Origin of the sequence: Kitasatospora sp. NPDC101157 (assembly GCF_044768255.1) — a bacterium.
GTDB lineage: Bacteria > Actinomycetota > Actinomycetes > Streptomycetales > Streptomycetaceae > Kitasatospora.
Window position 1 is genome coordinate 84,236 of the sequence record NZ_JBIWPL010000018.1, and the last position, 12,026, is coordinate 96,261.

Annotated in this window: 8 protein-coding genes; 1 reads left to right on the plus strand and 7 read right to left on the minus strand. The window is 68.4% G+C overall.

What is annotated here, in order from left to right; genetic code table 11:
• Positions 1-57: 57 nt before the first annotated feature.
• The gene (locus ACIRVF_RS29280) at positions 58-1,650 is read right to left on the minus strand and encodes an MDR family MFS transporter (RefSeq protein WP_402824162.1); all 1,593 of its coding nucleotides are present in this window, start codon (positions 1,648-1,650) and stop codon (positions 58-60) included.
• Between the two features lie 221 nt (positions 1,651-1,871).
• Here ACIRVF_RS29280 and ACIRVF_RS29285 point away from each other — a divergent pair, with 221 nt between their 5' ends.
• Positions 1,872-2,507 (plus strand): TetR/AcrR family transcriptional regulator, encoded by a 636-nt coding sequence (locus ACIRVF_RS29285; protein ID WP_402824165.1) that lies wholly within the window; start codon positions 1,872-1,874, stop codon positions 2,505-2,507.
• A gap of 377 nt (positions 2,508-2,884) precedes the next feature.
• On the opposite strand, the gene ACIRVF_RS29290 is transcribed toward ACIRVF_RS29285, so the two are convergent.
• The 6 genes from ACIRVF_RS29290 to lysX form a co-directional block, all read right to left on the minus strand.
• Positions 2,885-5,236, minus strand: a complete 2,352-nt coding sequence (locus ACIRVF_RS29290; protein ID WP_402824168.1) for an immune inhibitor A domain-containing protein — start codon at positions 5,234-5,236, stop codon at positions 2,885-2,887.
• A gap of 275 nt (positions 5,237-5,511) precedes the next feature.
• Positions 5,512-8,031, minus strand: a complete 2,520-nt coding sequence (locus tag ACIRVF_RS29295) for an ATP-dependent Clp protease ATP-binding subunit (protein ID WP_097237352.1) — start codon at positions 8,029-8,031, stop codon at positions 5,512-5,514.
• Positions 8,032-8,693: 662 nt separating this feature from the next.
• Complete coding sequence (locus ACIRVF_RS29300; protein WP_402824173.1) at positions 8,694-9,044, minus strand: Lsr2 family protein; 351 nt, start codon at positions 9,042-9,044, stop codon at positions 8,694-8,696.
• Between the two features lie 91 nt (positions 9,045-9,135).
• Entirely contained in the window at positions 9,136-9,672 is a 537-nt protein-coding gene (locus ACIRVF_RS29305) for an amino-acid N-acetyltransferase (RefSeq protein WP_402824175.1), read from the minus strand.
• A 9-nt stretch (positions 9,673-9,681) separates the two neighbouring features.
• Complete coding sequence (locus ACIRVF_RS29310; RefSeq protein WP_402824178.1) at positions 9,682-10,134, minus strand: BlaI/MecI/CopY family transcriptional regulator; 453 nt, start codon at positions 10,132-10,134, stop codon at positions 9,682-9,684.
• A gap of 251 nt (positions 10,135-10,385) precedes the next feature.
• Positions 10,386-11,942 carry a bifunctional lysylphosphatidylglycerol synthetase/lysine--tRNA ligase LysX gene (gene lysX, locus ACIRVF_RS29315; RefSeq protein WP_402824180.1) on the minus strand — a complete coding sequence of 519 codons (1,557 nt, stop codon included), beginning with the start codon at positions 11,940-11,942 and terminating at the stop codon, positions 10,386-10,388.
• Between the last annotated feature and the right edge of the window lie 84 nt (positions 11,943-12,026).

The window sequence follows — 12,026 nt, forward strand, 5'->3', positions numbered from 1 at the left end:
CGGCGCCCCCGGAAGGCTTCGAGCCTCCCGGGGGCGCCGTGCGTACGAGGGGGACCGTCAGACGGCCGCCGCCTCCAGCGAGGCCTCGGCCGGCTTCTCGCCCTTGCCGGTGCCGCGCAGCGGCACCTCGCGCAGGAACACCGCGGCGGCGATGGCGATCACGGCCACCCCCGCGCCCCACAGGAAGACGGTGTGGATGCCGTTGGACACGGCGTGGTGGAAGGCGTCCTGAACGGGTTCGGGCAGCTTGCGCAGGTCGGCCGGGCCCATCTCGCCCGGGTCCTTCCCCCCACCGGCCGAGGCCTGAGCGCCCAGCCGCGCGGTCATGGTGTCCGTGACCCGGTTGTTGAACAGCGCGCCGAACAGCGCGACACCGAAGGATCCGCCGATGGTGCGGAACAGGGTGGCGGTGGAGCTGGCCACGCCCATGTCCTTGAGCTCGACGCTGTTCTGCGCGACCAGCATGGTGATCTGCATCAGGAAGCCCATGCCCGCGCCGAGCACGACCATCCAGCAGGCCGAGGTGAAGCTGCTGGTGCCGACGCCCATAGTGGAGAGCAGGATCAGGCCGCCGGTCATCACGATGGTGCCGATGATCGGGTAGATCCGGTACTTGCCGGTCCTGGTCACGGCTTGGCCGACCACCAGCGAGACGACCAGCATGCCGAACATCAACGGCATCAGCAGCAGACCGGAGTTGGTCGCCGAGGCGCCCTGGACGATCTGCTGGTAGAACGGCAGGAAGAAGGTCGAGCCGAACATCACGAAGCCGACGATGAAGCCGATGATCGAGACCAGGGTGAAGTTCAGGTTCTTGAACAGGCTCAGCGGCAGCATCGGCTCCTCGACCCGCTGCTCCACGTAGCAGAAGCCGATCAGCGAGGCGAGGGCGAGCGCGGCCAAGCCGAGAATCTCCTTGGAGCCCCAGGCGTACTGCTGGCCGCCCCAGGTGGTCAGCAGCACGAGCGAGGTGATGCCGGTGGTGAGCAGGATTGCGCCCCAGTAGTCGATCCGGGCGGTGCTGCGGACCTTCGGCAGCTTCAGGGTGACGATGACCACGGCGAGCGCGACCACACCGAGCGGCAGGTTGATGTAGAAGGTCCAGTGCCAGTTCAGGTGGTCGGTGATGAAGCCGCCGACCAGCGGACCGCCGACGGTGGCGAGGGCCATCACGGCGGCGAACATGCCCTGGTACTTGCCGCGGTCGCGCGGCGGGACGAGCGCGCCCATGATCGACATGACGCCGACCATCAGACCGCCGGCGCCCAGGCCCTGTATGGCGCGAAAGCCGATCAGCTCGGTCATGTTCTGCGACAGGCCGGACAGTGCCGATCCCACCAGGAAGATCACGATCGAGGTCAGGAAGCTGCCCTTGCGGCCGTACAGGTCGCCGAGCTTGCCCCAGATCGGGGTGGAGGCAGCGGTGGTCAGGGTGTAGGCGGTGACCACCCAGGAACGGTGCTCGGCGCCGCCGAGGTCACCGACGATGGTCGGCATGGCGGTGCCGACGATCAGGTTGTCGAGCATGGCCAGCAGCATCGTGACGACCAAGCCGACCATCACGAGGCGGATCTCGCGGGGTGACCGCGGCTGTTCCTCCTCGGCCGACTTGTCCTCCGGTACCGGGCCGGCGGTCTTGGACTGTGACATGGGGTGGGGTCTCCCGGAGGTGGTTCGGACGAGCGTCGCGCCAGGCGGCGGCTCACTTACTTGTCGCCCGGCTAGTTTATCGATCGTCGGCACGGTAGGTTGTTTCCTAGCCGGTCGTCAAGCCAGTTTTAAGACCGGCCCCCTGGGCAGGGAGAATGGGCCCGGGGCGGACTCCCACCCTGGGGTCCGCAGCAGTCACCGACGCAGTCATGAGGCAGGCCATGGGCACTCCGCACAGCCCCCGCAGCGACACCCGGGCTCGCATCATCGAGGTGTCGCTGGAGCTCTTCTCGGAGCATGGCTACGAGCAGACCTCACTGCGCGAGATCGCCGACCGCCTGGGCGTCACCAAGGCCGCGCTCTACTACCACTTCAAGACCAAGGACGACATCGTCCTGGGCATCGTCGAGCGGATGGCCGCGCCGATCGACGAGACCATCGCGTGGGGCCGGGAACAGGAGTGGAGCCCGGAGACCCGCGACGAGCTGATCCGCCGCTTCGCGGACGGGATGGCCGAGCGGGCCCCGCTGCTGCGCTTCTTCCACGAGAACCAGCCCGCGCTGCGGGAGTCCCCGGCCGGACTGGCCTTCCGGGAGCGGATCATCACCATGATGCAGCTGGTGCACGGGCCGGAGGCGAGCTTCCAGGACCGGCTGCGCGCCGCGATGACGCTGTTCACCATCCACTCGTCGATGTTCCTGCTCCAGCAGGACGGCAAGGACCCGGTCCCCGCCGAGAACGTCTGGGGCGAGAAGGTGCCGGTGGCCGATCTGGACGAGGCGCTGGAGGCGGCCCGGACGGTCGCGCTGGAGATCGGCGGACGGATCAGCCACCCGGCCCGGGCGGCGGCCGGCTGAGGCGCCGGGCCTCGGAACGCCGTGACGACCTGCCCGGAGCGGTGGGCGACCGGGTCGACCACCGCGCCGTAGCGGTTGCTGGTGCGGATCTGGAAGTGCAGGTGCGGACCGGTCGAGCCGTCGGTGTTCCCGGGGAGTCCGACCCGCTCGCCCGCCGGCGCCCGCTCGCCCGCTAGACCGACACACCGGTCTGCTAGGGCTGGCCGTCCCGGGCGGAGCCCCTGTGACCACCGCCACCCGGCGGCGGCCTTCGAGCCCTCGCCGGGAGCCGCGCAAGGGGCGTGGAAAAGCGTCCGGCCCGCCCCCGCGGGGTGGCGGGGGCGGGCCGGACGTGGAGACTTCAGTGCCGCGCGATCACGGCCTGACCGTCAGGACGATCAGTTGTCGACCGGGCGGACCCGGATCCAGGTCTCCAGGTAGTTCGCGGACTCGTTCTCGACCTCGATGCTGGTGCCGGTCTTCGGCACGTCGACACCGGCGTACTGGTCGTCCTTGGACCACCAGGACTTCAGGTCGTTGAACTCGTCGACGCCCTTGGACTTCGGGATGACCGTCTCGACGTCAGCCTTGTGCAGCGTCAGCGCCGGGACGCGGCGCGAACCGAAGGTGGAGTCGAAGCCCTGCATGCGAGGACGCATCAGGCTGCCGTCCGACCACTTCATCGGAGCCGGGTGCGAGTCGACCGGCAGGACGAGGCCGTGGCCCGGGTGGGCGCTGACGTTGTTGTCGGTCTGCGACTCGTCCCAGTACCAGATCAGCAGACCGGGCTGGTAGGAGTAGTGCTCGACCCAGTTGGGCTTGGCGGCCGAACCGAAGTTGTACGGGCCGGTCTTCAGCGTCTGGTCGAACGACACGTACTGCTTGTTCTCCGCGATGTAGTACTGCGCGTAGTCCTTGGTGTACGAGCCGCCGAAGCGGGTGAAGCCGGCGGCGGTCCAGCCGTTGTCGCCGTTCTCCACGTCGTCGCTGAACACGGTGGCGCCGTCGGCGACCACCGAGATGTTGTCCAGCGCGAAGCCGCGGTAGTGCAGGCCGCCGTCCGTGGTGTTGCGGTAGCGGAACTGGATCTTCTTGCCCGCGTAGGCGTCCAGGTTGAAGGACAGGTCGCCCCAGGCGGCGGTGAGGCCGCTGAGGGCCGGGCGGCCGTTCTCCTTGGGCAGGGCGGCGCCGTTCCAGGTGCCGTCCACGACGGTCCAGGTCTTGCCACCGTCGGTGGAGACCTCGCCGAAGGCGTAGTCGAAGTCCTGCTCCAGCTCGTACCAGGCCTTGGCGTTGATGTTGGCCTTGGTCCTGCCGGTCAGGTCGATGTCACGGGTGAGCGTGACGTTCAGGTTGTCGGCGCTGCCGCTCCACCACTCGCTGTTGCCCGCGAAGGGCTTGTTGATGTCGGTGGTGATGCTCTTCTTCGGCAGGTCGACGATGAGCGCCTGCGGCAGGTTGGAGTTGTACTCCACCGGGCCGATGTGGTGCGTCGACTCGGTGCCCGCCTTGGCGCGGTCCACCTTCAGCCAGCCGAGCTGGTACTTGCTCCAGGCGTCGAGGTCGTTCGGCATGTCGCCGATGCTGTCCTTGCCCTCGCCGAGCCAGGAACCGGAGGACATCAGCGACCAGAAGCCGACCGAGTTGTCGATGCCCTTGCCGGCGGTGTCGTAGAGGTCCGGCAGACCGAGGTCGTGGCCGTACTCGTGGGCGAAGACGCCGAGGCCGCCGTTCTCCGGCTGCATGGTGTAGTCGCCGATCCAGAGGCCGGTGTTGCCGACCTGGACGCCGCCGAGCTTGTTGCCCTCGGGGCCGGCCTGGCCCGTCAGGTTGCCGTAGACGTACGAGCGGTGGGCCCACAGGGCCTTGCTGCCCTGCTTGCCGCCACCGGCCGACTTGTCCTCACCGGCGTGCACGATCTGGAAGTGGTCGATGTACCCGTCGGGCTGGTTGAAGTTCCCGTCGTGGTGCGAGCCGTAGCGGTCCCACTGGTCGTACTGGGCCAGGGTCGCCTTGATCTGCGCCTCGGTCTGACCCTTCGCCAGCTGGTCCTTGTACCAGATGTCGACGGCGTCGCGGATCAGGTCCTGGGCGCTGGCGCAGACGTTGGATCCGCAGTAGTCGGAGCCGTACCGGGCCTCGTTCCACGGCACCCGGACCCAGTCCGAGACCACGCCGTCGACCGAGTAGCGGCCCGAGGACTGCTTCTCGTAGAAGGTCTTCAGCGAGGGCTTGTCCTTGGAGAAGTACAGGTCCTGGTAGTGCTGCTGGTTGTAGTCGGCCTGCCAGGCGGTCGAGTTGTTCGTGGCGCGGTCGGGCGCCGCGATCTCGTTGTGCTTGGGGCCGGCCTCGCCGCCGTACTTGACCTTGCCGTCGGCGGTCTTGGTGGTGTTGTCGACCTGGTCGCCGAAGTCGACCAGGATCGTGAAGATCTTGTCCGTGCGCTCACGGGCGAGCTCGACGTACTTGTCCTTGCCGAGCTTCACGCTGGTGCTGCCGTTGTGCTGCTCGACCTGGGCGGTGCCGTTGAGCAGCTGCTCGGTGGCAGCCTTCTTCTCGGCGTCGACCTTGGCGGTCAGCGGGCCCGGGATGTTGTGCTCGGTGTTGACGGCCTGGACCGCGTCGGCCGGGTCCTTCGGAACCGGTGCCGAACCGGCCGCCACGGCGCTGCTCGGGAACAGCCCCGCGCCGAGCGTGACGATGACCGCCGCCGCGGTGGTGACCGCTGCGGCTCTCCTGGTGGTCTTCAACGTTGTGACGCCCTCCCCGACCGAGCCGACTCTTGGCCAAGGCCCGGTAAACCAATATGAAAGACAGGTGGACGTCATTTGACCGAAGTGGGGCTGGAAAAGATAGACCTTGACCCTGACATGGCCACGGCGCTATGCTCGCCGATTTTCCGTCAGTTGACGGACAGTTGGAAAACCGCAGGTCGGGGGCGTTTGCGGGGAGGCGGAACGCACCGAGCCCCCGGCGCGAACGCCGGGGGCTCAGTGGATGTGAAGTTGTCTGTTAAATGTTGCCTTTACTTCGTCAGGTCGGGACCGGACGAAGCGACCGCGGCCGGGGTGTCCGCGACGGCCGACTTCTCCTCGCCGCGGAAGGTGAACTTGGCGTCCTTGCCCTCGCCCTCCACGTCGACGACCACGATGTGGCCGGCCCGCAGCTCGCCGAAGAGGATCTTCTCGGAGAGGTGGTCCTCGATCTCGCGCTGGATGGTGCGGCGCAGCGGACGGGCACCCAGGATCGGGTCGTAGCCGCGCTTGGCCAGCAGCTTCTTGGCCTCGACGCTGAGCTCCAGGCCCATGTCCTTGTCCTTGAGCCGCTCGTCCACCTTGGCGATCATCAGGTCGACGATCTGGATGATGTCGTCCTCGGACAGCTGGTGGAACACCACGATGTCGTCGACACGGTTCAGGAACTCGGGGCGGAAGTGCTGCTTGAGCTCCTCGCCGACCTTCGCCTTCATCCGCTCGTACCCGGTCTGGGTGTCACCCGTGGCCGCGAAGCCCAGGTTGAAGCCCTTGGAGATGTCCCGGGTGCCGAGGTTGGTCGTCATGATGATGACGGTGTTCTTGAAGTCGACCACGCGGCCCTGGGAGTCGGTCAGTCGACCGTCCTCCAGGATCTGCAGCAGCGAGTTGAAGATGTCCGGGTGGGCCTTCTCGACCTCGTCGAAGAGGACGACCGAGAAGGGCTTGCGGCGGACCTTCTCGGTCAGCTGGCCGCCCTCCTCGTAGCCCACGTACCCGGGCGGGGAGCCGAACAGCCGGGAGACGGTGTGCTTCTCGGAGAACTCGGACATGTCGAGCGCGATCAGCGCGTCCTCGTCGCCGAAGAGGAACTCGGCGAGTGTCTTGGACAGCTCGGTCTTACCGACGCCGGACGGGCCGGCGAAGATGAACGAACCACCGGGGCGCTTCGGGTCCTTGAGGCCCGCACGGGTGCGCCGGATGGCCTGGGAGAGCGCCTTGATGGCGTCCTTCTGGCCGATGACGCGCTTGTGCAGCTCGTCCTCCATGCGCAGCAGCCGGGAGGTCTCCTCCTCGGTCAGCTTGAAGACCGGGATGCCGGTGGCGGTGGCCAGGACCTCGGCGATGAGCTCCTCGTTGACCTCCGCGACGACATCCATGTCGCCGGCCTTCCACTCCTTCTCGCGCTTGGCCTTGGCCTGCAGGAGCTGCTTCTCGTCGTCGCGCAGGGACGCGGCCTTCTCGAAGTCCTGCGCGTCGATCGCGCTCTCCTTCTCGCGGCGCACGTCGGCGATCTTCTCGTCGAACTCGCGCAGGTCCGGCGGCGCGGTCATCCGGCGGATGCGCATCCGGGAGCCGGCCTCGTCGATCAGGTCGATCGCCTTGTCCGGCAGGAAGCGGTCCGAGATGTACCGGTCGGCCAGGGTGGCGGCGGCGACCAGGGCGGCGTCCGTGATGGAGACCCGGTGGTGGGCCTCGTAGCGGTCGCGCAGACCCTTGAGGATCTCGATGGTGTGCGGCAGCGAGGGCTCCGCGACCTGGATCGGCTGGAAGCGGCGCTCCAGCGCGGCGTCCTTCTCCAGGTGCTTGCGGTACTCGTCCAGGGTGGTGGCACCGATGGTCTGCAGCTCGCCGCGGGCCAGCATCGGCTTGAGGATGCTGGCGGCGTCGATGGCGCCCTCGGCGGCGCCCGCGCCGACCAGGGTGTGCAGCTCGTCGATGAACAGGATGATGTCGCCGCGGGTGCGGATCTCCTTGAGCACCTTCTTCAGGCGCTCCTCGAAGTCACCGCGGTAGCGCGAGCCGGCCACCAGGGCGCCCAGGTCCAGCGTGTAGAGCTGCTTGTCCTTGAGCGTCTCCGGGACCTCGCCCTTGACGATCGCCTGCGCCAGGCCCTCGACCACGGCGGTCTTGCCGACGCCGGGCTCCCCGATCAGGACCGGGTTGTTCTTGGTGCGGCGGGACAGCACCTGCATGACCCGCTCGATCTCCTTCTCGCGCCCGATGACCGGGTCGAGCTTGGCCTCGCGGGCGGCCTGGGTCAGGTTGCGCCCGAACTGGTCCAGGACCAGCGAGGTCGACGGAGTGCCCTCGGCGGGGCCGCCGGCCGTGGCCGACTCCTTGCCGCCGCCGGTCTGGTAGCCGGAGAGCAGCTGGATGACCTGCTGGCGCACCCGGTTGAGGTCGGCACCCAGCTTGACCAGGACCTGGGCGGCGACGCCCTCGCCCTCGCGGATCAGGCCGAGCAGGATGTGCTCGGTGCCGATGTAGTTGTGGCCGAGCTGCAGGGCCTCCCGGAGCGACAGCTCCAGGACCTTCTTCGCCCGGGGGGTGAAGGGAATGTGACCGGACGGGGCCTGCTGCCCCTGGCCGATGATCTCCTCGACCTGCTGGCGTACGGCCTCAAGAGAAATCCCGAGGCTCTCCAGGGCCTTGGCGGCGACGCCCTCGCCCTCGTGGATCAGACCCAGGAGGATGTGCTCGGTGCCGATGTAGTTGTGGTTGAGCATCCGGGCTTCTTCCTGAGCCAGGACGACAACCCGCCGCGCGCGGTCGGTGAACCTCTCGAACATCGTTTATCGCTCCTCAGAGCGGTCGGGCAGTTCGGGGTCCGTCCCCGCCCTGTCCTTCCGCATGCTAGTCCCGCTCAGCGGCGCGGCCCACGGATTCACTCCCCGGTAGAGGAGCGAGATGCTGCGCGACCAGCCGACACCAATCCCAACCTGATGCTGGGAATCGGTGTTCCCACAGGTGGGCCGGATGCACCGGAAACCGCTACGCCATCGGCGAACAAGAGCCGCCGGGGCGGAGCCGGACCCTCTTCGGCCGGTCGTACATGCTGCCCCTGGACGGGTCGAAGAACCCGGCCACCTGCATTCATACCCGGTATCGGGGCGCTTCTCGCGCAGTTTCCGCGGTGGCGGTGTTCGCCTGGCGAGAAGTCGGGCCGCGGTGACGGTGGTTCGACGGCGGTCGGGTCGGTCGTACGCCGTCCCGGGGTGGCCGCGTTACCGCTTCGCTCCTACAGCGTTGCACAGCTCGTGATTGTTCCGCCGCCCGAGCCCGCCGCCCCGGCCGGTCGTTCCGGCCGGGGTCCCGGCGCCGGTGGCGCGGCCCTCCGGGCGCGCGCCGCGGGGCGCGGAGGGGTTCCCTCCGCGCCCCGCGCGTGTGTCGCCGGTGCCGTACGCGGCCGCCGGGGCCCCGCATCCGCTCCGGCGGGCCGGCGGCGCCGGGCTCAGGACGCGTTGGCGTCCTCGTAGGCCTGGCGCACGTTGCTCGGCACGCGGCCGCGGTCGTTGACGTCCATGCCCTGCTCCTTGGCCCACGCGCGGATCTTCGCGGTGTCGGGAGCGCTGCCGGACGGGCGCGCCGCCGTGCCGCGGCCCGGGCGGCGGGCACCCGCCAGCCGGCCGCTCTGCTTGCGGCCCTTCTCCACGTACGGCGCCAGCAGACCGCGCAGCTTGTCCGCGTTGGCGCTCTTCAGGTCGATCTCGTAGGCAACGCCGTCGAGCGCGAACGTCACCGTCTCGTCCGCCGAACCGCCATCGAGATCGTCTTCAAGAATGACCTGCACCCTCTGTGCCACGGGCTTCCCTTTCCGCTAAACGACCCATTGCCTAAGGAAAGGAAAGCGCCTTTCTCCGGAAAACACAAACCCTTGACCGGTCCGGACCCGCTCAGAGGTGCAGCAGCATGCGCGAGTTGCCCAGTGTGTTGGGCTTCACGCGCTCCAGGTCAAGGAACTCGGCGACACCTTCATCGTACGAGCGGAGGAGTTCTTCATAGACATCCGTAGCGATCGCCGCCGGGTCTGTCGTACCATCATCGGTTTCCTGAACCTCGCCGATCTCGACGAAACCGTGTTTCGCGAAGAACGGCACCTCGAACGTCAAGCAGAAAATCCGACGGACGCCCAGCCAGCGCGCCGTCTGCACCAGCTTCTCCAGCAGCAGGTGCCCGATCCCGAAGCCCCGGCAGGACGGATCGACCGCGAGCGTGCGGACCTCGGCGAGGTCCTCCCACATCACGTGCAGGGCGCCGCAGGCCACCACCGCGCCGTTGTCGTCGCGTTCCGCGACCCAGAACTCCTGGACGGATTCGAACAGTGTGACTGTGGGCTTGTCGAGCAGAATGCCGTCGCGCGAGTAGGCGTCGATGAGCCCGCGTACGGCCCGTACGTCCGTGGTCCGCGCGCGGCGGATGGTGACCTCCATGGCGGGACGTTATCGCGTCGCGCCAGGTGAGGTCTCCCCGGTATCCGCTCCGCCGGTATCCGGGCCGTCCTCGGCGGATTCCGCGCCCGGCGGATCGGACGGGAACAGTGCGGCCACCCGCAACGCGTCCCGCAGCGCCTCGCGTTGCTCGGGGGACATCAGGCCGAAGAAGTGCACCAGGGCCGCGGCCGGATTGTCACTGGTGGCCCAGGCGTCGTTCATCAGGGCCGCCGTGTACGCCTCGCGCGAGGACACCGGTTCATATCGATAGGCCCGGCCGGCCCGCTCGCGGCGCAGCCAGCCCTTTCGGTGCAGCTTGTCCAGGACGGTCATCACCGTGGTGTACGCGATTTCGCGTTCCGACTGCAGATCCAGGAGAACCTCGCGAACCGTCACCGGTCGGTTCCACCGCCACACCCGGGTCATGATGGCGTTCTCAAGTTCGCCGAGTTGCCGGACCATAGTGCGGCCAGGATAGGGAGTGAATGGGGCAAAACTTGTGAAGTGCGCCAAACCGGCGCGCCGCCACCCCCGGGAAACGGGAATGGCGGCGCACGGGTGGTTCGGAGCGGCGGACGGCGTCAGTCGATCAGTCGACGTCTTCCTTGGCCTTCTGGGCCCCGCCCTGGCTGCGGATGATCGCCCGCACCAGGAATCCGAAGCCGATCGCCATGACCAGCGGCGGCACGATCGCGCTGACGTAGTCCATCAGGTCACTCCTCCTCGGTCTTCTCCGCCGTCGCGGCGGCAGCCTTCGGCTCCGGCTTCACCAGCGGGAAGAGCACGGTCTCCCGGATGTTCTTGCCGGTCAGCAGCATGATCAGGCGGTCCACGCCGAGGCCGAGGCCGCCGGTCGGGGGCATCGCGTACTCCAGGGCGCGCAGGAAGTCCTCGTCCAGCTGCATCGCCTCGACGTCGCCGCCGGCGGCCAGCAGGGACTGTGCGGTGAGGCGGGCGCGCTGCTCGACCGGGTCGACCAGCTCGGAGTAGGCGGTGCCGATCTCGGTGCCGAAGATCACCAGGTCCCACTTCTCGGCCACGCCGGCGACCGAGCGGTGCTGGCGGGTCAGCGGGGACACCTCGGTCGGGTAGTCCTTGATGAAGGTCGGCCGGACGGCGTTCTCCTCCAGCAGGCGCTCGACCATCTCCAGCACGATCTGGCCGTGGCCCCAGTTCTTCTCGAACGGGATGCCGTGCTCGGCGGCCAGCTTCCGCAGTTCCTCGACGGTGGTCTCCGGGGTGACCTCGACGCCCAGGTGGGCGGAGATGCCCGGGTAGACGCTGACCTCCTCCCACGGCTCGGCCAGGTCGATCTCGTGCTCCACCCCGTGCGGGTCCAGGCCCCGGATCACGGTGGTGCCCAGGGCGTCCCGGGCGGCGTTGACGATCGTCTCGCGGATCAGCTCCGCCTGGGTGTTGTAGTCGCCGTAGGCCTCGTACGACTCCAGCGAGGTGAACTCCGGGTTGTGGGTGGAGTCCGCGCCCTCGTTGCGGAAGTTGCGGTTGATCTCGAAGACCTTCTCGGCGCCGCCGACCACCAGCCGCTTGAGGTACAGCTCGGGGGCGATGCGCATGTACAGGTCGATGTCGTACGCGTTGATGTGCGTCCTGAACGGACGGGCGTTGGCGCCGCCGTGCACCGGCTGCAGCATCGGGGTCTCGACCTCGATGTAGCCGCGGTCCTCGTAGGTGCGGCGGATCGAGCGGACGACCTTGCTGCGCAGGTGCAGGATCTCCCGGGCCTCGGGGTTCACGATCAGGTCGACGTAGCGCTGGCGGACCCGGGCCTCCGGGTCGGTCAGGCCCTTGTGCTTGTCCGGCAGCGGGCGCAGGCACTTGGCGGTGAGCTCCCAGCGGTCCACCATCACCGACAGCTCGCCGCGCTTGGAGGTGATCACCTCGCCCTCGACACCGACCTGGTCGCCGAGGTCGATGTCGGACTTCCAGGCCGCCAGCCGCTCGGCGCCGAGCTTGTCCAGGGAGAGCATCACCTGGAGGTCGCCGGTGCCGTCACGCAGGGTGGCGAAGCAGAGCTTGCCGCCGGTGCGGGAGAGGATCACCCGGCCGGTGATGCCGGCGCGCTCGCCGGTGGCGGTGTCGGGTTCGAGGTCCGGGTGCTTGGCACGCAGGTCCGCGATGGTGCTGGTGCGGGGGAAGCCGACCGGGTACGGGTCGACGCCGGCCGCCCGGAGCCGGTCCAGCTTCTCGCGCCGGACGCGCATCTGCTCGGGAAGGTCGTCGGTCGCGGGAATCACGCTCTGATCGCTCACCCCACAAGGGTAGCCAGCCGTACACCGTGCTCCGCGTCGGGATTGCCACCGGGGGGAGACCGCGACCGCGGTCTCCCCCCGGTG

Coding starts and splice junctions, on each gene's coding strand:
- ACIRVF_RS29285 (WP_402824165.1), top strand. CDS start 1,872: ATGGGCACTCCGCACAGCCCCCGCAGCGACACCCGGGCTCGCATCATC.
- ACIRVF_RS29295 (WP_097237352.1), bottom strand. CDS start 8,031: ATGTTCGAGAGGTTCACCGACCGCGCGCGGCGGGTTGTCGTCCTGGCT.
- ACIRVF_RS29280 (WP_402824162.1), bottom strand. CDS start 1,650: ATGTCACAGTCCAAGACCGCCGGCCCGGTACCGGAGGACAAGTCGGCC.
- ACIRVF_RS29310 (WP_402824178.1), bottom strand. CDS start 10,134: ATGGTCCGGCAACTCGGCGAACTTGAGAACGCCATCATGACCCGGGTG.
- ACIRVF_RS29305 (WP_402824175.1), bottom strand. CDS start 9,672: ATGGAGGTCACCATCCGCCGCGCGCGGACCACGGACGTACGGGCCGTA.